The following is a 25,198-nucleotide window of genomic DNA, read 5'->3' as shown; positions in this document are numbered from 1 at the left end:
CGCTTGCAGCTCAGGATGGCGGTGGCGTTCGTGGCCGGCTCCTCCGGGCCTCCCACGACTCAAGCCGGCGGCGGATCGTCGCCTCGTAGCCCTGGTCGGTGGGTCGGTAGTACACCTTGTCAGTCGGTATGTATTCCTGGTCAACGAAGTGATCGGGGCCGTCGTGGGCGTACTGATAGCCCGTGTGACCGAGCTGGGCGGCGCCGCGGTAGTGCGCATCGCGCAGATGGGGCGGCACGGGCAGGACGATTCCGTGTTTGACGTCGTCGAGTGCCTCTTCGACCGCGAGATAGGCCGCGTTGCTCTTCGGTGCGGTGGCCAGGTAGGTCGTTGCCTGCGCGAGCACGATCCGGGCTTCGGGCATTCCGACCAGCTCACACGCCTGCGCGGCCGCGGCGGCGAGCACCAGGCCATGAGGGTCCGCATTGCCGATATCTTCGGCGGCGAGGATCACCAACCGGCGTGCGATAAAGCGCGGATCCTCGCCCGCATAGAGCATCTTCGCCAGCCAGTACACCGCCGCGTGCGGATCGGAGCCGCGTACGCTTTTGATGAACGCGGAGATGGTGTCGTAGTGGCCGTCCTCGTCGGCGTCGTACACCACCGCTTTTTTCTGGATCGAGTCCTCCGCGATTGCGCGGGTCACCCGGATCCGGCCGTCGGGGCCGGGAGGAGTGGTGAGCACCGCGATCTCGAGCGCATTCAACGCACGGCGCGCGTCCCCCTCGCAGGTACGGGCGAGGTGCTCGATCGCGTCGTCGTCCACGATCGCACCGGTCGCGGCGAGGCCGTCGGGATGAGTCAACGCGCGCCGCAACAGCATGGTGATCGCTTCCGGCGTCAGCGCATGCAGCTCAAAAATCTGCGAGCGGGAGACCAGGGGTCCGTTGATGAAGAAGAACGGGTTGTGGGTGGTCGCACCGATCAGCGTGATGCTGCCGTCCTCCACATACGGCAGCAACACGTCCTGCTGCGCTTTGTTGAACCGGTGGATTTCGTCCAGGAAGAGGATTGTGCGTTCGCCATGGCGGGCGCGACGGCGCGCGGTGTCGAGCAGCTCGCGGAGCTGCGGCACCGTGGAGAGCACCCCGCTGCCCCGTTCGAAACGGCGCCGGGTGACATTCGCGATCACCTCGGCGAGCGATGTTTTGCCACAGCCGGGCGGGCCGTAGAGGATCACGCTGCCGAGACGGTCGGCCTCGATCGCGCGGCGCAACAGCCGGCCCGGGCCGAGGATGTGCTCCTGGCCGACCACGTCGTCGAGCGTGCGCGGCCTCAGCCGGGTGGCGAGGGGACGGGCGGCCGCTCCCCTCTCGGCGTTTGCGGTCTCGAATAAGTCCGTCATGCGCATGTCACACCAAAAGCAAAGTACCCCGCCGTGCCGTAGGGGTCGTGTCTCTGAACCTCGATCATCGAGGTGGGTGCGTCGTCGGCCGGGTTCCTCGTGCCCGACGAGGGGCGGAGGGCGCCGGCCGAACTCGGCTCCCTTACAGTTTAGTACTGGGTCAGAGCGCGAGACCCGTTCGCGAACAAGGCAGGGTACAGAGCTCTCGGGGAATTTCCCCGTTCAACGATGGCAAAGAACAACGGCCCCGTGAGGCCCAGCCGCCACCCATCTGCCGGGTGGTCGGCTCAGTTCAACTCCAAATGCCCGTTCCGCGTCGGGCCGGCCTTCGCCACCAGCCGCACGAGAATGAGACGGCAGCGTTCCCATCCCCAACGGCAGGCTTTGCGGAAGGCCCCGCTCCGGCTCGGCCCACCCGAGGGCCCACCGGAGCAGCTGTTCAATCCATGCCGCGGAAACCATGGACCTCGTACTCCGCCCTGTTCACAGCGTCCGACGGGGCGCCCTCAGCAGCTGGCGCGGATCCGCGCGCCCAGCTCGCGCACCACCGCCTCAGCGACCGCCATGTGCGCGCGCTGCACCTCGTCATCGGTGATCGTACGATCGGTCGCGCGCCAGGTCAAGGAATAGGCCATGCTCTTGGTGCCTGGCGGCAGCGCGGCGCCCTCAAACACATCAAAGAGTTCGATGCGTTCGAGCAGTGGCGGTGCCGCGCGACGCATCACGTCGAGCACCTGCTCGTGACGGACTTCGCGCGGCACAAGGAGTGCGAGATCCCGCACCGTGCACGGGAACTGCGGGGGCGGGACCGGCAAGGGAATCGAGGTCAGCCCCACCGTCAACGATTGCAGCTTCAGTTCTGCAACCGCGACAGGCTCGTAAATCTTCCAATCCGTGGTGAGCGATCGGCGCACAATGCCGGCACGTCCGACCGCCTCCGCAGCCGGCCCGAACCGGACTTCGAAGCCGAGACCCGCCTCAAATGCCTCGGCCGGAGCCGGCGAGAACGCCGGCGGGGGGGCTCGGAGCGCGGCAGCCGCCGCTTCCAGAATGCCTTTCAGCCATCGGAACGTTTCGAGTTCCCCTGGCGGCGGACGACGCGCCAGCGGCCCTCGCCCTGCGGAGCCCATCAGCCCCACCGCCAGCCGGTCCTCCTCCGCAACGGTACCGTCTGAGCGCCGCGCAAAGACTCGTCCAAATTCCACCAGCGCCGCGTCGGGCACTTGGCGGGTACGGTTGCGGCCGAGCGTTTCCACCATCTGCGGCAGCAGCGACGTTCGCAGTACCGCCTGATCGATGCTGATCGGATTTGGCAGACGCACCCGGATCGATGGATCGTCCAGACCGAACCGATCGAGCAGGCGCTCGGCGGTGAGGCTGTAGTTCATCACCTCGAACAGGCCGAGTGCGCGAAACACCTCGCGCACCTCCGAAGTGGCACGCGCGGGCCGGTCGTCCGCCTCGGGCACCACTCGCGCGGAGGGCATGGCGGCAGGGATGTGCTCCAGCCCGTGCAGCCGGGCAAATTCTTCAACCAGATCCGCCTCGATCCGCAGGTCGCTGCGGAAGCTCGGGATTTGCGCGACCAGGCGCTCGTCCCTTTCGACCTGCACTTCGAGTCCCAGCGCGCTCAGCGTTTCCGCGACCGTCTCCGGCGCCGCCGAGATGCCGAGCAGACCGCGCAGACGTTTCATCCGCAGTTCGATACGGCGAGGCTGAACCGGCTGGGGGTAGTGGTCCACCGCGCCGCGGGCAACGCGGCCGCCGGCCAGCCGCACCAGCAGCGCACAGGCGCGACGGCTGGCCACGTCGGCAAGCTCCGGGTCCACACCGCGGGCAAACCGGTAGGAGGATTCCGTCGTCAGACCCAGCCGCCGCGAGGTCGTCCGGATGGACGGCGGCGAAAAGGACGCGCTCTCCAGCAGTATCTCGCGGGTCTCTGCCGCGATCGCGCTGCGGTCACCGCCCATCACCCCCGCGAGCGCGACCGGACCGGCCGCGTCCGCGATCACGAGCATCGATTCGTCCAGCTCGCGCGTCTGGGCGTCCAGCGTGCGCAGTGTTTCCCCCCGCATGGCGCGGCGGACCTGGATCAGTCGCCCCTGAATCTGCGCCGCATCAAACGCGTGCAGTGGCTGTCCCAGCTCCAGCAGCACGTAGTTGGTGATGTCGACCACGTTGTTGATCGGCCGGATGCCGGCACGGGAGAGGCGGGTCTGCATCCATCGGGGCGAGGGGCCGATCGTCAGGCCGCGGATCCAGCGCGCGGTGTAGCGGGGACAGAGGTCCGGCGCGCGCACCTCCACTCTGAATGCTTCGCCGATTTGCGCCTCGTCGGCCTCGGAAAACTCGACGGTCGGCACCCGCAGCGGGCGCCGGTACAGCGCCGCCACCTCCCGCGCCACGCCGAGCAGACTCAGACAGTCCGGTCGGTTTGGCGTGATTTCGAGGTCGAGCACCACGTCCGGTCCGCCGAGAATCTCCACCAGCGGCTTACCGGGTGCGCTGTCCGGCGGAAGCTCCAACAGACCGGTATGGTCCGCGGACAATCCGAGTTCGTCCTCCGCGCACAGCATGCCGTGCGATTCGACCCCCCGGATCTTCGCGACGCGGAGCGTCAGACCGTTGGGCAGCTTGGCGCCTGGCGTGGCAAGCGCGTACCGCCCGCCGGGACGCACGTTGGGTGCCCCGCAGACGACTGTCCGCTCCGAGGTGCCGTCCCACACGCGACACACGGTCAGACGGTCCGCATGGGGATGCTGCTCGACGGACCTCACCTCGGCGACGATCACGCCCGAAAGATCCGCGCCGACCCGCTCGATCCCCTCGACTTCGATGCCGCTGAACGTCAGACGTTCGGCCAGACCCTCGGGAGAGTCCTCAAACTCCACCAGTTCTCTCAACCACTCCAGCGGCACGCGCATGTCGGGGCTCCACGGTCGTAGTGACCGGCCGGGACACTGCCGCGCTGCCGGGGGGCTGTCAAGCGAAGCGCCGGTAGGGCGCGCCGTGCGGGACCGGCGGCTCGGATTGGCCGCACGATCCTGGGGCCGACCGCGAGGGTATGTTTCGCGCACGCGCCGTGTACGGGCCCCCCGATGACGAGGCCTTTGTCACCATTCCACGCCGTCGCAGAGAAGAGGTGCTTCGTAGGTAGGGCAGGCACCCCAGAGAGTTCGGGCATCTGCCGGGACTCGTTGCACCGGTTGGCCTGGCGGAAAGGAGGGCCGCTGGGGGCCGGTCCAGGTGAACCACTTGCTGGCAAGCGGGACGGATCTTCGCGGCCGGTTGGGCGGCGGAGACGTGCAGCGCAGAGTTTGCACCACCGGTGTCGTCGCGCTTCCCTGCTAGTTGCCATGCCCCGGTCGGTGAGAGCGAACGCAGTTCTGGCTAGGGGAGGAGCTGCAGCAGAACTACCCTTCCTCGCGGTCGTCCGACCCCGTCGTGTGGTCCAGCCGCGTTCAGATCTGCCTACGCGCCTCAGGCCTGGAATGCGGCCGCGAAGATCACGATGCTGATCACTGCGATCGCAAACGGCACCGCGAAGATCTTCGACCAGTTGAACCCGCCTTCCCCTCCGTAGCGGTCCATCACCGCGCCGGCCAGCTGGGTACCGAGAAACAGTCCAACCCCCGTGGTCGCGGCAAAGATGAGCGCCTGCATCGAACTGCGAACCGCCTCGGTCGCCATGGTGTTGGCCAGCATCTGGCCAGCGATGATGAAGAGGACATAGGCGACGCCGTGGAGCGCCTGCGCGGCGACCACCACCGGCCTTGAGGTCGAAAACGCATAGACGCCGTACAGCATCGCCCATGACACCGCACCGACGATCAGTGTGGCTTTAAATCCGAGCTTTGTCGTCATCGGCCCGAGCAGCAGAAACGTCGCGACCGTCTGAACGGCCTGCGCGATCGCCATCGTTGCGGGGACGCTGCGGTTGCCGATGCCGATGCTCTGCAGGAAGGGGGCCGAGCCCAGGAAATAGAACTGCATCAGACCGGCCATCACCATCGAGACGAGCACGAATACGAGAAAGTTCGGCTGCTTCAGCATCGCGATCGCGTCCAGAATCGGCGCTGTACCCTGTCGCGCGGGCGGCGTCGCGGGCAGCGTCAGACAGGCCAGCGCCATCACGACGGCGAGGCCGGCGGCCAGATACATGCAGTCCACACCGCGTTCACCGGTCTTGAAGCGGAATCGCCAGGCGCTGAGCGCGTAACCGACCAGCGCCCACGCGATCGGTGCCCACATGAAAACGTGGCCGACGTTGATGCCGCTCTGCGGCGTCACGTGCGCAAACATCACCGCGTTCACCAGCGGCAGCGTCGCCGCATAGCAGAAGGAATGCCCGAACATCGCGCCCAGCAGCGGCGCAAACCTCTCCTGGCGCGCGGCCAGAAACATGAACAGCGCTCCCAGCAGATGGGCCGCCACCAGGATGTGCTCGCTGTTGAAATAGCGGTCGGCGAGTTGACCCGAGAGCAGCGGCGCGACGATGCAGGCCAGCGGCAGCGTGCCGTACACCCAGCCGGTTTGCTTGCCGTTGAGCTTCAGCGGTCCGAGAAGCCGAGCGGCCAGCACCGGCGCCCACGCACCCCAGATCGCGTACTGCAGGCCCATCATCAGGCTGAGTTTGGTGTAGAGCGGCCAGTTCATCGCGGTTGTCTCCTCCGTCTGGATCCGGTGTGCGTCCGGATTGTTTCTTTCATTGACGGACTACTTATCTGGAGCCGCAGCACATTGCAACCCCGCCGGTGTGAGGGGACGAGCTCCGCGGGTCGTGCAGAGAACCGCGCTTGGGCCGGGCCGGTCGAGCCGCTCCGCGCCGTGGAGGCCTGGGCGTTCAGGCGGAGGGGAGCCGGGGGCACGGCTCCGGAGTCCGCGCGCAGCGGTGACAGATTTCGTTCTCCGGCGGACGGCCGTCGAAGAACTGTCGCAGGTTGCGCGCGGTAGTTTCCGCGATGGCACTCATTGCTTCGCGGGTGAAGAACGCCTGGTGCGAGGTGATCAGCACGTTTGGGAAGGTGGTGAGGCGTGCCAGCAGGTCGTCCTCGATGCCCGAGGCGGAGAAGTCCTCGAAAAAGTACCGCTCTTCTTCCTCGTAGACGTCGAGGCCGGCGGCGCCGATCCGGCCGCTCTTGAGGCCCGCCAGCAGTGCGCGGGTGTCGATCAGGCGCCCGCGGCCGGTGTTGATGAGCATCACGCCGCGCTTCATGCGCGCGATCGCCGCGGCGTTGATCAACCCCTGCGTTTCGGGGGTGAGGGGGCAGTGGAGAGAGATCACGTCGGAGTCGCGATAGAGATGGTCGAGATCCGTCAGCTCCACGCCGGTGCGCGCGGCCCACTCGGTGTCGGGATGCGGGTCATGACCAAGCACGCGCATGCCGAATCCCCGCAGAATGCCCGCCATAACCCGGCCGATCTGCCCCAGCCCGATCAGCCCCGCGGTTTTCCCGTACAGGTCGAAGCCGAGAAGGCCGTGGATGGAGAAGTTGTTGTCACGGGTGCGAAGCCATGCCCGGTGCACTTTGCGGTTCAGCGCCAGCAGTAGTGCCACCGCGTGCTCCGCCACCGCGTGCGGCGAGTACGAGGGCACACGGACCACCGTGAGGCGGCCACCGGCGGCGACCAGGTCGACGTGATTGAACCCAGCGCAACGCAGCGCGAGGATACGCACGCCCAGCCGCACGAGCGCCTCGACCACCGGTGCGGAGACATCGTCGTGCACAAATACGCAGGCCGCGGGTGATCCTTCGGCGAGCCGGACAGTGTCGGGTCCCAGCCGCGGCGTCAGCCAGCGGCCCTCGAACCCCGCCCGTCGGAACGCCGGCTCGAGAAAGTCTCGGTCGTACGGTTTGGCGTCGAACACCGCAACCGGAATAGGCGCAACTTTCGTCATTACGGTGACTGTACTGTCGATTCCGCGGTTTTCATCCCTGGTTGAGGGGTCAGCGGTGCCGGAGCATGATGCGGTCATGCGGCCACGCTCGCCGGCCGGACCGCTGGCGCTGAGGATGGTGGGGCTGCCCGTGCTCGGTGCGGGCGGCGTGTTTGGGGGATGGCTCGCCGCGCAGATGCGCGAGGCCGCCGAGATGCGGAGCTGGCCGCATGCGACGGCGTGGATACGAGGGTGGCGCTGCGAGAGCACCGCGGCGAAGAGTTCACCCTCTGGGAGGTGACGGCGACTTATCGCTATCACTTCGCCGGCCGCGAATATGTAAAGACAGCAGGTTGGCATCCCCACACAGGGGCGGACAGACTCGATGGCTGGCGTCGGCGCACCTATGAATGGCTGCGCCGCGCGCACGAGCAAGGGGAACCGGTGAGCGTCCGTGTTTCTCCGAACCCTCCCGGGCTCGCGGTGCTGGCCCCCCGTTCCCGGCTCGAGCTGGCCGTGCTGCAGGGAGGACTGGCGTTGCTCTTCGGTGGTGTTGGCCTTGCAATGAGCGTCGGAGGGATGGTGGCCACCCGCTCAGTTGTTTGGCTTCGGCGCATCCCCAGGCGCCCTGGATATGGCGAGAGGACTGGGCGGGGGGCCATGTTCGAGCCGACAACCGCGCAATCGTGCTGGTGTGGACGGGTTTTGCCACCCTGTGGCATGCGGTGGTGGGAGTCGGACTGGCGGTGATGCTGGCCGCCGGGGCGCCGCGGATGGGAGCGGGGTCTCTGGTGCTCGGCACATTCGCGTTGATCGGGGTAATGCTCCTCATCTGGACGCTACGAGAATGGGCGGTGCACCGGCGGTATGGCGCCGCGGTTTTTCAGCTTGGCACGGTGCCGGGTGTGGTCGGAGGGTGGTTAGCGGGAGTGGTGATCCGGCCGCGTTGCGGCCTTGCCTGTGCGCAGCTGGATGTGGAGTTGGGCTGCTTCGAGCGGGTCCAGGTGGGGATGTGGCCTTCGGTGAAACGCCGCTGGTCGGTGCTCCAACGGGTCGAAGCCGCAAGACGGCCCGTCGGGGGCGACGCAGTGCATGTACCGGTCATGTTTGCGATTCCCTCTTGCCAACCGGCGACCCGCGGCAGGGTGAGCTGGACGCTCTGCCTGCTCGGCCGACAGCACGGACCCGACGTGGACGTCGTCTTCCCAGTGCCCGTGTTTGTGGTCGCCAAGAGCGCTGAGGAGGGCGCCCGCCGACGATCGCGCGATCGTGCGCAACGAACTGCGTTGCGACCACGGCTCACAGTGATCGTCGGGGGGTGGCGCTGCAGCGGCGAGGTCCCGATCTCAGTGCGGGCGTGCTATTGTCTCTGTGCTCATGCACGCTCGAACATGCCGAAGTTCCTCGGCGATGGCGTGGCGGTGCGTCCTCACCGCCGCAGCGGTGCACTGCGACGCTACAGGGGTTCGCGCGACGCCCGCCTCCCGGCCCGTGATTCCCGCCCCGGCCACGGCGGAGGAACTGCCCACGCCCCCGCCGCAGTGGCCGCGCTCCGCGGTGCCGGGCGAACTGGTGGTGTTTGGACCACGCAGCCGCGTGTGGCTGACCGGGCGGCGCGACGGCGTCGAGGTACCCATGGGAGCTGTTGCGGAAGCGGGGCGCGGCCGCGTCGTTGCGCTGGCACACGATGGATTTTTGCCGGGAGCGGCGGCGGCGCCCGGGTCGAGCGGCTGGCTGATGGCGTTGGTGCGGTGGGTGGCTGGGGCGGCGGCGCACAGCCGGCCACTCCGGGTAGCCACCGTCGGATGGGGCGGTGCGGAGCGTGTGCTGCAGGCGGGCGGAGGGGAAGTCGTTGCGCTGGAGCCGACCGGCGCGGTGTCGTCCGAGGTGGTCATCGCGGTCGGGCGTCGGATCCCTATCGAAGCGATCGAAAAGCTGGCGGCCCACGTGGAGGGCGGCGGCGGGCTGATCATTGCGGAGACCGCTTGGTCGTGGACCGGCGACGGCCGGCGGCTGAGCGAACATCCCGCCAACCGCCTGTGTGCACGGTGGGGTATTCTGTGGACGGCTGAAACGTGCGAGTTCCCTCTGTCGGTGGACCATCCGCCAACTGCGGGCGCTTCGCTGACCCACGCATTTGCCGCGTTCAACGCGCTGGAGTCCGGCGCAGCGAGGTCCCAGCTGCCACAGGCCACGGCGATTCTCAACGCGGCCATTCGCTGGCTGCCTGACGACGACACGTTGCTTCGGCCCCTGCTCGATGAAAAGCTGGGCCGGTGTTCGTGGGATCCGCCCGTGCCGGCACGGCCGGCGCAGCGGGAGGAGTGGCTTCGGCGGGCAGCCATCACGTGGGCGATGCGGGGTGCACGTGCGCGGCGACCGCATGATGTTCGTGCGCTGCCCGGAGTGGACGTGTTCCCGGGCGCGGTGCCGCCCGAGGCGGACCGGAGCCGGCGGGAGCTCGTGCTCGATCTCAGCCCGGAGGGATGGGTTTCGACGGGCCTGTATGTGCCGCCGGGCGAACCGGTCCGCATCGAGCTTGAGGCGGAGGCACAGGAGGCCCGTCTCACCGCCCGCATCGGCGCTCACACGGACCGGCTTTGGCAGCTGGATGAATGGAGGCGATATCCGGAGATTTCGTGCGCGATTCAGCTTACGAATTCGTTCGTGACAGTGGCCAGTCCGTTCGGGGGGTTACTCTATCTCGAGCGCGCTGGGCCTGCGCCCAGGAACGCGCTGCGGGTGAGGGTCAGCGGTGCGGTGGAGGCGCCGTTGTTCCGGCGCGGAATCACCCCTCCGGAGGACTGGCAACGCTCGCGGCAGGCTCCGGCGCCCTGGGGCGAACTGGTCGGCCGGCGGGTGATTCTGACGCTACCCTCCGACCGGCTGCGCGGCCTTGAGGATCCTGAGGGACTGATGGAGAGCTGGGACCGCGTGCTGGACGCCTGCGCGGAGCTCGCCGGCCGCCCCGCCGAGCGCGCGCGGCCGGAGCGAATTGTGCCAGATGTTCAGATCAGTGCCGGCTACATGCACTCTGGCTACCCCATCATGACGCATGCCGATCAGTACGAGGTACTGGTCAGCCGGGCGGCGGTCCTGCAGGGCCAGTGGGGGTTGTTCCACGAGCTTGGCCACAACCATCAGGAGCCCGACTGGACTTTCGAGGGCACCGCCGAGGTCACGGTCAACCTCTTCACCCTGTACGTGCTGGAAACCGTGTGCGGTCGTCCCCCCCTCACCGGCCATCCCCAGATTACTCCGCAGGCGCAGCGGCGGTTGTGGCAGCGGTATGTCGCCGGCGGCCGGCGCTTCGAAGACTGGAAGCGGGAGCCCTTTCTGGCCCTCGGCATGTACATGCAGCTGCGCGCCGCATTCGGTTGGGAACCATTCCGTCGTGTGTTCGCCGAGTACCGGGCGCTGCCGCGCGCCGAACGCCCCCGCACGGACGAAGAATGTCGCGATCAGTGGCTAGTTCGCCTCTCCCGGTCTGTGGGCCGGAATCTGGGGCCGTGGTTTGAGGCGTGGGGTGTGCCGACCTCCGCGGCCGCTCGGGCACGGGTCGCGGAGTTGCCGCCGTGGATGCCGGAGAGCTGGTCGCCGGCGGAACGGGAAGCTGCTCCGCAGCGGTGAGTGTCCGGAGCGCCGCCGGCGGGGGGCGCATCCGGTGCGCGTACATCGGCGTGGAAGGCTCGGCTTGCGCCACGGTCTGGAGCGGGTCGTAGCGACTTGTCAGCGGCGGTGGGGAGGGCGTAGACTGACGGACCTTTTCGGCGGGCGACCGCCGGCGAAAGGAGCCCGCTCATGGCCGAGGAACTTCAACATCTGATCGAACGGATTCGCGCCGACGCGATCGAACGCGCGGAGGCCGAGGCGGCACGGATTCTGGCGCAGGCGCGGGAGAAGGCGGCCGCGGAGGTGCGCGAGGCGGAACGACGCGCACGGGAGATCCTGGAGAAGGCCGAACGCGATGCGGCGGTGTTTGCGGAACGTGCGAAACGCACACTGGAGCAGGCCGCGCGAGATCTGCTGATCGCGGTCGGTCAGGGCATCGAGAACATTCTGCACGACATTGTCAGCGACGCGGTGGACCGCGCGTTGGACATCGCAACGCTGCAGCAGATGATGCTGAAGATCGCGCAGGCGTACTGTCAACGACAGGGCGAGGAAAGCCGGGTGGAGTTCCTCATCAGCGAGCAGGACCAGCAGCAGATCATCGCGTTTTTTGCCGACCAGTACCGCCAGAAGCTGGTGCAGGGCATCACGATCCGGGCGGAGAGCGGTCTGCGGGGCGGATTCCGCGTCGCGCTGAAGGATGGGCATGTCTATCACGATTTTACGAAACCGGCGATCGCGGAGGCGTTGAGCCGCTTTCTGCGGCCGCATTTGGCGGAGATCGTGCATCGCGCGGCAGAGGAGCCCGCCGAAAGCGCCGAGTCGACGACCGGCGGAGGCGCCCGCGCGTGAAATACGCATACTTTGCGGCGAGTCTGCCGGCGCTGGTGTTCAACTCCCCGCCGCCGATGTCGGTGGAGCAGTTTCGTGCCGCGGCGGCGCGGCTGCTGACGCCGGCCGACAGGGCGACGCTCGATGCGTTATTGGAGGGGGCCCCCTCGGAACATCCGTTCGTTGCGGAGTGGCGCGCGCGGGACACGCAGCTGCGCAACGCGGTCGCACGTGCGCGAGCGGCGGCGGCCGGGATCGAGGCGCGTCCCTTCCTGCACGAACACACCGGTTGGGACGTCGCGCTGGAGCGGTCGGTGATGGACGCGATGGGCCGGCCGACGCCGCTAGAGCGGGAGCTGGAGCTGGACCGGTGCCGCTGGCATCTGGCGGAGGACCTGGCGCGGTTCCGCCCGTTCGATCTGGAGGGCGTGCTGGCTTATGCGTTGAAGCTGCGGATCCTGGAGCGCTGGAGCCGGATGGACGCGGACGCCGGCCGGCGACGTCTTTCGGAGTGGGTCGAGCGGGCGGTCCGCGGTACGGCCGGGGAGCGTTGAGGCGGACACGATGAGCGAGAACCTCGGAAAAATCGTTGGCGTCAGCGGGAACCTACTGATTGTCGAATTTGAGAAGCCGGTGGTTCAGAACGAGGTCGCCTATGCCCGGCTCGGCGACCTGCGGCTAAAGTCGGAGGTGATCCGCGTTCGCGGACACTATGCGGAGCTGCAGGTGTTCGAGGACACGACGGGCCTCCGGGAGGGGGACCGGGTCGAATTCACCGGCGAGCTGCTCTCGGCGGAACTGGGGCCCGGCCTGCTGACGCAGGTATTTGATGGTCTGCAAAACCCGCTGCCGAAGCTGGCGGAGAAGTGCGGTTTCTTTCTGCAGCGAGGCACGTATCTGGACCCCCTGCCTCGCGACCGCCGCTGGGCGTTCACGCCGGTCGTAGAGGCAGGTCGCACGGTGGAAGCGGGCGATACCCTCGGGACGGTCCCTGAGGGCATTTTCCGGCACCGCATCATGGTGCCGTTCGCGCTGGGGGGGGAGTGGACCGTCGAGGAGATCGCGCCCGCCGGCGAGTACACGATCGAGCAGCCGATTGCGCGGCTTCGGAGCGGCAGTGGCGCGGTCGAGACCGTGACGATGGTGCAGCGTTGGCCGGTAAAGATTCCGATCCGCGCCTACGCGGAACGGCTGCGGCCCACCGAGCCGCTCACCACGCAGATCCGGATCATTGACACGCTCTTCCCGGTCGCGCGCGGCGGCACCTACTGCATTCCGGGCCCGTTCGGCGCCGGCAAGACGGTGCTGCAACAGCTCACCAGCCGCTATGCGGATGTCGACATCGTGATCGTCGCCGCGTGCGGCGAGCGGGCCGGCGAGGTGGTCGAGACGCTGCGCGAGTTTCCGGAGCTGACCGACCCGCGCACCGGCCGCAGTCTGATGGAGCGGACGCTGATCATCTGCAACACCAGCTCGATGCCGGTCGCCGCGCGCGAAGCCTCCGTGTACACCGCGATTACGATCGCGGAGTACTACCGGCAGATGGCGCTGAACGTTCTGCTGCTGGCCGACTCGACCTCTCGTTGGGCGCAGGCGCTGCGGGAAATGTCCGGCCGCCTCGAGGAGATCCCCGGCGAGGAGGCGTTCCCCGCCTACTTGGAGAGTGTGATCGCGGCGTTCTACGAGCGCGCTGGCATCGTGCGGCTGCGCGACGGTCAGATCGGATCCGTGACGATCGGCGGCACGGTCAGCCCCGCGGGCGGCAACTTTGAAGAACCGGTGACGCAGAGCACGCTGAAGGTCGTCGGCGCGTTTCATGGCCTTTCACGCGAGCGGTCCGATCAGCGCCGGTACCCCGCGATTCACCCCCTGGAGTCGTGGAGCAAGTACGAGGGCGTGGTGCCGGCCGACCAGGTCGCGATTGCGCGAGACGTGCTCCAGCGCGGCAACGATGTGAACCAGATGATGAAGGTCGTCGGCGAGGAGGGCACCTCGATCGAGGACTTCATCCTCTACCTGAAAGCGGAGTTCTTCGACGCGGTGTATCTGCAGCAGGATGCATATCACCCGGTGGACGCCGCGACGCCGCCCGCGCGCCAGCGGTACGTGTTCGAGCGGATCGCACGCATTCTGCGCACCGCCATGAAGTTTGAGACGAAGGACGCGGCGCGCCGGTTCTTCCAGCGCCTCACGCAGGCGGTGAAGGACTGGAACCGGGTGGAGATGTCGGCGCTGGAGTTCGCGGAAATCGAACGGCGCATCGAGGCGATGGTCGCGGAGGTCGCGGAGTATGCATAGGGTCTATCACCGGATCGAACGCATTGCGGGCAATGTGATCACGGTCCAGGCGACCGGCGTCGGCTATCGGGAGCTGGCGCAGGTGACCTCGCGGCGCGGCACGTCGCTGGCGCAGGTGATTCGGATCGAGGGAGGGAGGGTGGACCTACAGGTGTTTGCGGGCAGCCGCGGCGTCGCGACGGACTCGCAGGTGAGGTTCCTCGGTCACACGATGCGGGTGCCGTTCTCGCAGTCGCTGCTCGGCCGCGTGTTCACCGGCAGCGGCCTGCCGCGTGATGGGGGTCCTGCGATCTACGAAAACCCGATCGAGATCGGCGGGCCGTCGGTGAATCCCGCCAAGCGCATCATTCCCCGCAACATGGTGCGCACCGGCATCCCGATGATTGACGTGTTCAACACGTTGGTCGAGTCGCAGAAGCTGCCGATCTTCTCCGTGGCGGGCGAACCCTACAACCCCTTGCTCGCTCGCATCGCGCTGCAGGCGGAGGTGGACCTCATCATCCTGGGCGGCATGGGCCTGAAGCACGACGACTACCTCTTCTTTCGCGACACGCTCGAGCAGGAGGGCGCGCTCTCCCGCTCGATCCTGTTCATCCACACCGCCGCGGACCCCGTCGTCGAGTGCCTGCTGGTGCCGGACGTCTGCCTCGCGGTCGCAGAGCAGTTTGCGCTGCAGAACAAGCGGGTGCTGGTGCTGCTGACCGACATGACGAACTTCTCCGACGCGCTCAAGGAAATCGCGATCACGATGGAGCAGATCCCGTCCAACCGCGGCTACCCTGGCGACCTCTACAGCCAGCTCGCCGCCCGGTACGAAAAGGCGGTGGACTTCGACACGGCCGGCTCGATCACGATTCTCGCGGTCACGACGATGCCGGGCGACGACGTCACCCACCCGGTACCGGACAACACCGGCTATATCACCGAGGGTCAGTTTTACCTCCGCAACGGTCGCATCGAGCCGTTCGGATCGCTTTCGCGCCTGAAGCAGCTCGTGAACGCGCGCACGCGCGAGGATCACCGCACCATCATGAACACGATGATCCAGCTTTATGCGGGCTTCAAAGAGACGCTTGAGAAACAGGCGATGGGCTTCCGGATGAGCGACTGGGACCGCAAGCTGCTGAAGTACGGACGGCTGTTCGAGGAGCGGATGATGGATCTGCGCGTGAACATCCCGCTCGAGCAGGCGCTGGACCTGGGCTGGCGGATCCTTGCGGAGTGTTTCGAACCGGAGGAGACCGCGATCCCGACCAAGTTGATCGAAAAGTTCTGGCCGAAGATAGCCGCGCCGGCGGCCGGCTGAACAGCAGCCGAACACCGCGGTTCGGACGATGGCGAAGATCAAACACACGAAGAACGAACTCAAAGCGCAGCGCGACGCGCTGAAACGCTACCAGCGCTATTTGCCGACGCTGATGCTCAAAAAGCAGCAGCTGCAGATGGAGGTGCGCGGCGTTGAGGCGAAGCTGGAGGAATACCACCGCCGGGAGGCCGCGCTGGACGCCCGCCTCGCCGGCTGGGTGCGGCTGTTCTCCGAGCCCTACGATGTGGGCGCGCTGGTGCGGTTGCGCCGGGTGCGCACCGGTGTCGGCAACATCGCCGGCGTGACGATTCCGATTCTCGAGGCGGTGGAGTTCGACCGGACAATGCCGGACCTTTTCAACACGCCACCCTGGGTGGACGACGGTCGCGCGGCGCTGGAGGAGATGATCCGGCTCCGCGTCGAGCGGGAGGTGTTGGAGGCTCAGCTTCGCGCGCTGCGGGACGAACTGCGCACCACGACGCAGCGCGTGAACCTCTTCGAGAAGGTGAAGATTCCGGAAACTCGCGAGAACATCCGGGTGATCCGCATCTTCCTGGGCGATCAGATGACCGCTGCGGTCTCGCGCGCAAAGATCGCGAAGGGCAAGTCCAGCGAAAAGGCGACGGCTGCCGGATGATCCCGTCTCGCCCACAACGTGCCGTTCCGGGAGGTGATCCTGCGCGGTGATCGTGCCGATGTCCAAAGTGACGGTGCTGGCGATCGAGCGCGATCGCGAGAACGCGCTCGAGCATCTGCGCGAGCTCGGCCTGCTGCACCTGGAGGCCGTCCGCACGATCGAATCGGAGGACGTCGAGACCGCTCGCAAGGAGGTCGAGTATGTGCGCGCCGCGCTCGAGCTGCTGCCGCGGGTCGCCCGCAGCGCGCCGACGGGCCGGCCGGCCGGCGAGGTGGTCCGCGACGTCTGGCACATTCTGCACCGTCGCAAAGAGATCGCGGACGAGCTCGATGCGCTGCGGCACGAACAGGAGCGCATCCGGCCGCTGGGTCGCTTCGATCCGGCCGCGGTCCGTCAGCTCGCCGCTCGCGGGGTGCATCTGCGGCTCTACCAGCTCGCTGCAAAGGATCGGCCCGAGGTGCCTCCGGAGGTGGTCGCGGTCGAGGTCGGCCGTGAGGGGCCGGCAGTATACTGGGCGCTCATTCGCCGGAGCGAACCGCCGCAGCTCGACGCACGGGAGGTGCGGCTGCCGGAAATGTCGCTGGATCAGATCGAGCAGCGCATCGCCGACCTGGAGCGGGAGGACCGCGAATTGGCGGGGCGGCTGGAACAGTATGCGGCCGAGCGCCCCGCCGTTGAAGCGCTGGCCAATGAGGCGGAAGACCGCCGGCGTTTGGCCGAAGCGAGGGCGGCCATGGGCAGCGCGGGCGCCTCGATCGTGTATCTGCGCGGCTACTGCCCGGTCGAGCGCCTCGACCGGCTGCGCGCGTCGGCCGCACGACACGGTTGGGGTCTGGTGGTCGAGGAGCCCTCCGCGGACGACCGCGTGCCGACGCTGCTGCGTCTGCCGAGCTGGGCGAAGCCGATCGAGCCGCTGATGCGGTTCATTGGCATCCTGCCGGGGTATCAGGAGACGGACATCAGCGGCGCCTTTCTGATTTTCTTCGGCCTGTTTTTTGCGATGCTCGTCGGCGATGCCGGCTACGGGCTGCTGTTCCTGGGTGCGACGTTGTGGGCTCGCGCGCGCCGGCCGGCGATGCCGCGCCAGCTCGTCCGCCTGCTCCTGGCGATGAGCGGCGCGACCGTGGTATGGGGTGCACTGACCGGCACCTGGTTCGGCGCCCAGCCGGCCACGCTGCCGCGCGTTGACTGGCTGGCGGACGGCGAAAATGTGAAACGGCTGTGTTTCGGTATTGCGCTGGTGCACCTCTCGCTCGCGCACCTCTGGAACATGGTGCGTCTTGGGCGCAGTGCGCAGTCCCTCGCACAGCTCGGTTGGCTCGGCATCACGTGGACGATGTTTTTCTTCGCCAACACGATGGTGCTCGGTGCGCCGTTCCCGCGCGCGATGCTGTCGGTCTTTGCGGTTTCGCTCGCGCTTGTGGTGCTGTTCATGACGCCACTCCGCCAGCTGAAAAATGAGTGGTTCAATCACGTGATGCTGCCGCTGAACGTGGTGAGCAACTTTGTGGACGTGGTGTCCTACATCCGGCTCTACGCGGTCGGCACCGCCTCCTTTGCGGTTGCGGACAATCTGAACCGGATGCTCGCGCCGATGCTGGGCTCATGGCGCACCGCGCTGCTCGGCGTGCTGTTCCTGGTGCTGGCGCACGCGCTCAACATTGCGCTCGCGCTGATGGGCGTGATGGTGCACGGCGTGCGACTCAACACGCTGGAGTTTTCGGGCCACATCGGCCTGCAGTGGACAGGGCTGCCGTACCGCCCGTTCTGCCGGGTGCGGGACGAGGCGGCGGACCCGGAGACCTGACTCGGAAAGGAGATCCAACCATGGACGCTGACACCGTTGCCACCCTGGGCCGTCTGGGCGCGGCCGCCGCGTTTGGGCTCTCGGCGCTCGGCTCGGCGCTGGGCACCGGCGCCGCCGGCCCCGCCGCGATCGGCGCCTGGAAAAAGTGCTTCGCTCAAAACAAAGCTGCACCGTTCATCCTGACGGTGTTCGCCGGCGCACCGATGTCGCAGACGATCTACGGCATGATTCTGATGAACCAGATGACCGCGCTCTGCAACGCAGCGGGTTTTGCGAACTGGGGCGCCATGCTCGGCGCCGGCCTCTTCGGGGGGATGGCGATCGGCGCCTCCGCCTGGTGGCAGGGCATCGCCGGGGCGGCCGCCTCCGACGCGCTTGCGGAGACGGGCAAGGGCTTCGGCAACTACCTGATGGTGCTCGGTATCATCGAAACCATCGCGCTCTTTGTGCTGGTATTCGTCGGCGCAGTATTCAGAACGGCCGCCGGCTGAGCCGTGCCGATATGAGGACGGACTGGCGGGGCCCGGCGCTTGCGGCGGTTCTGCTGGCCGCCGCCAGCGAGGCCGGAGAGCGCCCGGTGGCGGACGCTGCGCGCTATCGTGCCCCGGCCGTGTTCCGCATCACGACGAACCTCGCCAATGCCGGCGTCGAAGCCTTCACCGCGACGATCGGTCCGTTCGGCAATGCGCTCGTCACCGCAAGCTTCGAGCCCGCGGTGTACCGGACGCGCCTCTTCGCCGCCGCTGACGCGCCCGACCGGGTGATCCTCGACGCCACCGCCGCGACCGCGCACGATACCCTGCGAGAGGGCTTTTACGACGGGGCCACAGTACGCGTCTACCGCATCGTCGGCGGCCGGCTGCACATCGTGCGGCGCGACATCGTGCCGGAGGGCGGCAGTGCAATCAGCGGATGGCTCGAGTCGGGGACCAGCCGAGACCGGCTCGTGGCGGCGAACGCACCGGAGTTCGTGCACCGCTTCGACGACTGGAACCGACCCGGCGTGCCGTACTATTTCACGGTGACCGCGATCGATGTCGCCGGCCGTGAATCGCCGTGCGCGGCGGCCGCAGACGTCGTACGGGAGCGCACGGGCAAACGCGAGCGCACCGCAGAAGCGACCTCCCTGGTGCGGGTCGAGTTCAACTCGGACCGCGGCAGCGGCGTCTCCCCACCGGCGCCGCGCAACCTGCGGGCGGTCTACGATCCGGTGACGGACTCGGCGCGGCTGACGTGGCAGCCCCCGCCGGGTGACGTGCCGCTCGCCGGCTACCGCGTCTACCGTTCGGACCTCCCGCCCCAGCAGCATCGTGGCTTCTTCCTCCAACTCGCGGGCGGGACGCCGTCCGATCCGCACGCGTACATCCGTAGGGGCGACTGGATTGTGGTTGAGAAGACCTTCACCACGTTTTCGCGCCATCGCCACCTCTCCAACCGCATATGGGGCTCGCACGAGAACCGGCTCGCGATGCCCGACGGGGTGCCGTTCTATCCCGATGAGGAGCCGGGCCGTACCTGGGTTCTCGAACCCCACAGGCCCGGCGCGCCGGTCGCGGACGGCGGCGCTACCTCGCTACGGATCGAGCTTCAGCCCGGCGCGAAAGCGCTCTTCGAGCAATACAACCACGCCGGCACGGGCCAAAGTTGGTATCCGGTCCTCAATCCGGCGTACACCTACGTGGTGGAGTTCTGGGCGCGACAGCATGGGATGACAACACCGCGAGCGGTGTTTTCTCTCAAAGGGCACTATGCCCGTTCGGTGAAGCCGCTGGTGTTTGAACTGGGCGGCGAATGGCAGCGGTTCCGCGGCACGTTCCGCCTGCCCGAGCTGTGGACGGGGGCCGGCGGGGTGGGACAGACCTCAATGGCGTTTGAGGGGCCGGGAACCGTCTGGATCGACAACTATCGTGTCTACGCCGATGCGGCACCATTTCTTGACTTTCTGCCCTACGAATATGCCGATCTGAAGGCCTCCGCCATCAGCGCGCTCCGGACGCACGCTTTCATCAAGACGCGCGCCTCAACTTATGACATGGAGCAGTTCACCAATCCGGCGGGTGTGATCTGTGGCGTGGAGCGGGGGAACACGCTGCCCCAAACGCTGGCGGCAATGGAGAAGGCCGGAGTACGGCCGTGGCTTCAGGTTGAGATGCACATGTCGCCCGAGGAATGGCTCGGATTCGTCGAGTACATCGCTGCGCCCTACGACCCGGAGCGTGACACGCCCGCGGAGAAACCCTGGGCGGCCAAACGGTTCGCGCAGGGCCGCGCCGCACCTTGGTCCGACGCCTTCGACCGTATCTACTTTGAGATCAGCAACGAGACCTGGAACTGGCTGTTCAGCCCTTGGGTCTTCGAGGCGATGAAGGACGGCGCCACCGGCCACACCTACAACCGTGGCGAGGTCTACGGCCTTTTCCAGGAGCATGTGATCGAGTGCCTGCGCGCCAGCCCTTGGTGGGAACGCGCCGGTCTCGACCGGAAATTTGTGTTTGTTCTCGGCGGTTGGGCCGGTCAGAACTACGGCACGCAGGCCGCAAAGCACTCGCCCCGCTCGCAGTACCTGACGATTGCCGGCTACCTCGGTGGATGGGACGAGGGTGAAGGACCGGCCGGGAGCAACCGCGCAGGCCTTTTCCAGGTGTTGATGCAGCCGGGACAGTCCGCGCTTCCCCGCGCCGCGCAGCTCAGAGCGGAGCGTGACGCGCTCGTCGCGGCGGGCCGTCCACCGCTGGCGATCGGCACGTACGAGGCGGGGCCGGGCTACGCGCTGAGCGGCCTCAACAATCAGCCCCCGATGAGCGCCGCCGAGGTGCGCGCCCAAGAGGAAACGATGAAGAGCCTCGCCGGCGGGACCGCCACGCTCGATACATTCCTTGCGCGCGCGACCGAGGACTTCGACCTGCAGAATTTTTTCACCTTCCACCACGGCGGAACCCACTGGGTTTCGCACACCGCCTGGCATGTGGGGCCGCTCGCCCATCCGTGCTGGATGACGCTCGCGCTGTTCAATCGGGAGGCGACCGGTGACCTGTTGCAGGTGGAAACACTCCGCGTGCCGACGATCGACCTGCCGAAGTTCCAGCGCCGGCCGGCGGCCCGGGACGTTCCGCTGGCCGCCTGCTATGCGACGCGACGGGGTGACCGGCTTTGTGTCTTCGTGCTTTCACGCAAGGTGGCCGGTTACCCGCTGGAGAGCGACGACGGTTTCACGCCGGTTGCTCTCGAGCTCCCCTTCACGGGCGCGCGGCAAGTACGGTTGTTCCGCATGGCGGGCGACCCCGCGGCGCACAACCTCGACCGCGAACAGGTCCGCATTGAAACCATTGCGCTTCCTGCCTCGATCGTGCGCTCCCCGTTCGTGCTCGACGCCGCCACCGGCGCTGACGCCCGGGGGTTGCCCCCCGCGGCGACCTTCCTCTATGTCTTCGAGGGTGCGCACTGAAGGTTTCGGCCGGCCCGCGGTGTCACCGCCGCGGATGCGCTGCGGGACGACATGGCCCCTGCCCCGCCCTGCGGCGAGGGGTGCGGCAAGCGTGGACCGTCTGGGGGAAACAACGGGGAGGCCGGTGCGGCATTGGCGAACGTGTGCGCGGGTCGCCGGAGCGGCGGCCACTGTTCGTGACCCGCCGGCGTGGCGGCGGGGCTGCGGGACCCGGCGGTGCCGGCCGCTCCGTCGCCCACGACGATGAGCACCGTTCCCACAGTGTGCGTGCCGGTCCGCCGCTTTGGCCGCAGCGGGCTCGCGATGCCGGTGCTCACCTGCGGGGGCATGCGGTTTCAGCACTCATGGAAGGACGAGGAAGCTGGCGGCATCACCGCGGAGGGACAGGCGAACCTCGAGGCCTGCGTTTGGCGCGCCTTCGAGATCGGGGCGCGTCACTTCGAGACCGCCCGCGGCTACGGCACCTCGGAGCTACAACTGGGCCGCGTGCTGCGCTGCCTGCCCCGCGACCGTATTCTCGTGCAAACCAAGGTGGGCCCGAAACCGGCCGACGAGTTCGTCGCGACCGCGCGGCACTCGCTTCAACTGCTGCAGCTCGACCACGTGGACCTGCTCGCCGTGCACGGCGTGAACAACGATGAGCTCCTCGAGGCGACGCTGCGCCGCGGCGGCGCGCTCGACGGTGCTCGCCGGTTGCAACGGGACGGTCTCTGCCGGTTCATCGGCTTCTCGACGCACGGACCCACCGAGCTGATCGTGCGCGCGATCGAGACCGGCGAGTTCGATTACGTGAACCTTCACTGGTACTACGTGCAGCGGCACACCTGGCCCGCGGTGGAGACCGCCGCGCGGCACGATCTGGGCGTGCTGATCATCAGCCCGAACGATAAGGGCGGGAAGTTGTACGAACCGCCCGAGAAACTGCGCCGGCTCTGCGCGCCGCTGACACCGATGCAGTTCAACGACCTGTTCTGCCTCGCGCGGGCCGAGGTGCACACGCTCAGCATCGGAGTGGCGCGACCTTCCGATTGGGACGAACACCTCGGTGCGCTGGCGCGGTACGGCGAGCGGGAGGTGCTCGCCCGCAACATCGCCGCGCGGCTGGACGACGAGATGCGGCGCGTGCTCGGCGAGGAGTGGTTCGCGCACTGGGCCGACGGCGTACCGCGCTGGTCGGACTGCCCCGGAGAAGTGAACGTGTTTGAAATTCTTCGTCTGTGGAATCTGGCCGTCGCGCTCGACATGACCGGCTACGCGAAGATGCGGTACAACCTGCTGGGCCAGGCCGAGCACTGGTTCCCGGGCCGGAACGCGGCGCAACTGGACGTGCCTGCGTTGCGTGTGGCGCTCGCCCGCAGTCCGTTTGCGGAGCGGATTCTCGAGGTTCTGCGCGAGGCGCATCAGCGCTTCGCGGAACAGCCAGCGCAACGCCTCAGCCGCTCCGGCTGAGCATGCGCCCGGGTGGTGGCCGCGTCCGGTTCGGGGCAGCCACGCGAAGCGCCGGCTTGCCGGCGCCCGGCTCACTTGTTATGCAGTCCACGGATCGGGTTCCGAAGCATGCTCAAAGAGCTCCGCGTCCGACACCTCGCGATTGCGGATGACGTCCGCGCCGGGTTTGAGCCTGGGCTGAATGTGATCACCGGTGAAACAGGGGCGGGGAAGTCCATCCTGGTCGGCGCGCTGGGGTTGCTGATCGGAGAGCGGGCAGACCGCTCGCTGATTCGCAGCGGCGAAGATCACTGCTGGGTGGAGGGGCTGTTCGAGCTGCCGGATCCGCGCGATGTGGACGCGGTGCTTGCGGAGCTGGAGCTGCCGCGCTGCGAAGGGGGCCAGCTGCTGATCCGGCGCACTGTCCGCGCGAATGGCACCGGGCAGGCATACGTGAACGACAGCCCGGTCACGGTGCAAACGCTCGCGCGCATTGGCGACGTGCTGGTGGATCTGCACGGGCCGCACGATCACCAGTCCCTCTTTCACCCCGGCGAACAGCTGGCGATGCTGGACGCCTTCGGGCACGTGGAAACGGAGCGGGCCGCGTACGCGGAGGTGCACGCGCGGATCCTCGAACTCGAGGCCCGTCGCGCCGAGCTAGTCGGCGACGACGAGCGCTTTGCGCGAGAGATCGAGCTGCTCGAGCTCGCCGTCCGCGAGCTCCAGGAGGCGGACCTTCGGGAGGGCGAGGAGGAGAAGATCCGCCAGGAGCATCAGATTCTCGGCAATGCCCACCGGATTTTGGAACTCGCCGGCCGCGCCGCCGCGGCGCTGACGGAGGGGGAGGAGTGTGCGTTCAACGCCCTCGTGCGGGCGCAGCGTCCTCTCGACGAGCTTTCGCGATTGATGCCGGTGGCCGCGGAGTGGCGTAACGAGGCGGCGCGGCTCGCGGAGGCGGTGCAGGAGCTGGGATTCGCGGTCGCGCGCCAGGCCGGCGGCATCGACGCGGACCCTGCGCGTCTGGACTGGCTCGACCGGCGGCTTGCGGTGTATCAGCGAGTGCAGCGCAAATATGGCGGCTCGGTTGCAGCGTGCCTGGAGACGCTGACGCGCTCACGTGTGCGCCTGGAGGAGCTCCGATCGCGAGGCCAGCGGCTGGCGGAAACCGACCAGGAGCTGGCGCGGCTTCGGGCGGAACGGGAACAACGGGGGGAAGCACTGCGCGCGCGCCGGCGCACGGCGGCGGCGGAGCTGGCCGAAGCAGTCACCGGCGAGCTGGAGTTTCTGGGATTCCCCGGCAGTGCTTTCGCGGTCGACCTCTTCCCGGTGGAGCCGCGCTCGGACGGGATGGACCGGGTCGAGTTTGGATTTGCGCCGAACGTCGGCGAGCCGATGCGACCGCTGCGCCAGATCGCGTCGAGCGGGGAAATCTCGCGACTCATGCTCGCGCTGAAGGCGGTGCTCGCCGAGCACGACCGGATCCCGGTGCTTGTGTTCGACGAAATCGACGCGAATCTGGGCGGGGAAATGGGTCATGCGGTCGGGCGCGAGCTGGCGGGCGTCGCCGAACGCCACCAGGTGCTCTGCATCACACACTTGCCGCAGGTGGCCGCATGGGGCGCTGCCCACCGGGCAGTCCGCAAGGTGATCCGCGAGGGCCGCACCTATACCGAGGTGGTCGCGCTCGATCAGCGTGGCCGGATCGAGGAGCTGGCACGCATGCTCGGCGGCGGTGACTCTCGCGCCGCACTTGCGCACGCGATGGAGCTTCTGGAACGGGCGCAGCGCAGGTCGGCGCGCCGCTAGGCCCCCGAGGCCCACAGCCGAGCGTCCGAAGCTCGGGAAGTTCCGCCGCCGGTGCATCCGGCCGTCGATGATGTACTGCCGAGCCGTCTGAGATACGACAAAGCCGCCCGGGGGCCCGGCCCCGGGCGGCCGTCGAAGTCCGCGGCGACTTACTTCGCCTTGGACGCGCCGCACGCTGCACCTGCGCCGCCGGCTTTCACCGAACAGCCGCAGTTTTCACAGCGGCAGCACTTGCACGGATTGCACGTGCAGTTTTCGCATCGGCAGCAGGCGCAGCATGCCTTTCCGGAAGGCTTCGGCTTCTGTTCGCCGCCACTTTCCGCCGCGCCCGCGATGAGCGGGAGCGCCAGCAGCAGCACTGCGGCCCGCAGCACAACCCGACGATGGAACGTGTTCATCAGAGAACTCCTCATCTTCGAACAGCCAAAGTACAACACCCCACACCGCCTCCTTCGGGCGGCATCGTTTGATGGTCAACCTTCGGCAATGGGCGGCGGCACCGCCGGTCGATCCGTGCGGCTCTCCGGCCGCATAAAGGTCGGAACGCGCAAGATCTCCGGTCGGGCTGGGGATTCGAGAGCAGTGCCGTCGGACGGGACCGCGATCAGCGGCAGTGGGGATGGTGACGAGGCTTCACAGGGGCATACCGGTTCACAGGGGCACTCGCAGCCACCCTCCCCCCCCACCGCCGAGTGGGCATTCGAACCGCATCCACACCCCGCCGCCGACGGCACCAGCACGGGGGTGGAGGTCGCCAAATTTCCCGCCGCTGTCAACGCGATGGCTGCGACCATCGCGATCC

At 67.7% G+C, this 25,198-nt stretch carries 17 protein-coding genes and 1 other RNA gene; 12 read left to right on the top strand and 6 right to left on the bottom strand.

All coding sequences use genetic code 11. The features are described 5' to 3' along the window. Positions 1-10 precede the first annotated feature (10 nt). From N2652_11940 to N2652_11920, 5 genes are all read right to left on the bottom strand, one after another. Positions 11-1,345, bottom strand: a complete 1,335-nt coding sequence (locus tag N2652_11940) for a replication-associated recombination protein A (GenBank protein MCX7819896.1) — start codon at positions 1,343-1,345, stop codon at positions 11-13. A gap of 21 nt (positions 1,346-1,366) precedes the next feature. After that, a non-coding RNA gene (gene ssrS, locus N2652_11935) (6S RNA) lies at positions 1,367-1,544 on the bottom strand. Positions 1,545-1,851: 307 nt separating this feature from the next. After that, the gene (pheT, locus tag N2652_11930) at positions 1,852-4,269 is read right to left on the bottom strand and encodes a phenylalanine--tRNA ligase subunit beta (protein MCX7819895.1); all 2,418 of its coding nucleotides are present in this window, start codon (positions 4,267-4,269) and stop codon (positions 1,852-1,854) included. 556 nt (positions 4,270-4,825) lie between these two features. Further along, positions 4,826-6,001 carry an MFS transporter gene (locus N2652_11925; protein MCX7819894.1) on the bottom strand — a complete coding sequence of 392 codons (1,176 nt, stop codon included), beginning with the start codon at positions 5,999-6,001 and terminating at the stop codon, positions 4,826-4,828. Between the two features lie 187 nt (positions 6,002-6,188). Beyond that, positions 6,189-7,226 (bottom strand): 2-hydroxyacid dehydrogenase, encoded by a 1,038-nt coding sequence (locus N2652_11920; protein MCX7819893.1) that lies wholly within the window; start codon positions 7,224-7,226, stop codon positions 6,189-6,191. A gap of 94 nt (positions 7,227-7,320) precedes the next feature. Between N2652_11920 and N2652_11915 the strand changes: the two genes are divergently transcribed. The 12 genes from N2652_11915 (at position 7,321) to recN (ending at position 24,396) form a co-directional block, all read left to right on the top strand. Further along, on the top strand, positions 7,321-7,524 hold the full coding sequence (locus N2652_11915) for a hypothetical protein (protein ID MCX7819892.1): 204 nt from the start codon (positions 7,321-7,323) through the stop codon (positions 7,522-7,524). A gap of 1,109 nt (positions 7,525-8,633) precedes the next feature. Further along, positions 8,634-10,853: a M60 family metallopeptidase gene (locus N2652_11910; protein ID MCX7819891.1), complete on the top strand. Its 2,220-nt coding sequence runs from the start codon at positions 8,634-8,636 to the stop codon at positions 10,851-10,853. A 171-nt stretch (positions 10,854-11,024) separates the two neighbouring features. Further along, positions 11,025-11,687, top strand: a complete 663-nt coding sequence (locus tag N2652_11905) for an ATPase (GenBank protein MCX7819890.1) — start codon at positions 11,025-11,027, stop codon at positions 11,685-11,687. Beyond that, the gene (locus tag N2652_11900; GenBank protein MCX7819889.1) at positions 11,684-12,220 is read left to right on the top strand and encodes a DUF2764 domain-containing protein; all 537 of its coding nucleotides are present in this window, start codon (positions 11,684-11,686) and stop codon (positions 12,218-12,220) included. Before N2652_11905 ends, N2652_11900 begins: the two co-directional genes overlap by 4 nt. A 10-nt stretch (positions 12,221-12,230) precedes the next feature. Continuing rightward, complete coding sequence (locus N2652_11895) at positions 12,231-13,964, top strand: V-type ATP synthase subunit A (protein ID MCX7819888.1); 1,734 nt, start codon at positions 12,231-12,233, stop codon at positions 13,962-13,964. Next, entirely contained in the window at positions 13,957-15,270 is a 1,314-nt protein-coding gene (locus N2652_11890) for a V-type ATP synthase subunit B (GenBank protein MCX7819887.1), read from the top strand. The genes N2652_11895 and N2652_11890 overlap by 8 nt, the downstream gene beginning before the upstream one ends. Positions 15,271-15,298: 28 nt before the next feature. Continuing rightward, positions 15,299-15,907, top strand: a complete 609-nt coding sequence (locus tag N2652_11885) for a V-type ATP synthase subunit D (protein ID MCX7819886.1) — start codon at positions 15,299-15,301, stop codon at positions 15,905-15,907. A gap of 58 nt (positions 15,908-15,965) precedes the next feature. Further along, complete coding sequence (locus tag N2652_11880; GenBank protein ID MCX7819885.1) at positions 15,966-17,714, top strand: hypothetical protein; 1,749 nt, start codon at positions 15,966-15,968, stop codon at positions 17,712-17,714. 20 nt (positions 17,715-17,734) lie between these two features. Further along, positions 17,735-18,205 (top strand): V-type ATP synthase subunit K, encoded by a 471-nt coding sequence (locus N2652_11875; protein MCX7819884.1) that lies wholly within the window; start codon positions 17,735-17,737, stop codon positions 18,203-18,205. Positions 18,206-18,216: 11 nt separating this feature from the next. Next, on the top strand, positions 18,217-21,159 hold the full coding sequence (locus N2652_11870; GenBank protein ID MCX7819883.1) for a hypothetical protein: 2,943 nt from the start codon (positions 18,217-18,219) through the stop codon (positions 21,157-21,159). A gap of 267 nt (positions 21,160-21,426) precedes the next feature. Continuing rightward, on the top strand, positions 21,427-22,608 hold the full coding sequence (locus N2652_11865) for an aldo/keto reductase (protein ID MCX7819882.1): 1,182 nt from the start codon (positions 21,427-21,429) through the stop codon (positions 22,606-22,608). 108 nt (positions 22,609-22,716) lie between these two features. Next, entirely contained in the window at positions 22,717-24,396 is a 1,680-nt protein-coding gene (recN, locus tag N2652_11860; protein ID MCX7819881.1) for a DNA repair protein RecN, read from the top strand. 216 nt (positions 24,397-24,612) lie between these two features. On the opposite strand, the gene N2652_11855 is transcribed toward recN, so the two are convergent. Beyond that, positions 24,613-24,840, bottom strand: a complete 228-nt coding sequence (locus N2652_11855; GenBank protein MCX7819880.1) for a hypothetical protein — start codon at positions 24,838-24,840, stop codon at positions 24,613-24,615. Positions 24,841-25,198: the final 358 nt, after the last annotated feature.

The sequence above is a fragment of the Kiritimatiellia bacterium genome (assembly GCA_026417735.1).
Lineage (GTDB): Bacteria > Verrucomicrobiota > Kiritimatiellia > PWTM01 > PWTM01 > CAACVY01.
The sequence above is the reverse complement of the archived record's forward strand: the minus strand, read 5'-3'. Positions and strand labels throughout refer to the sequence as shown.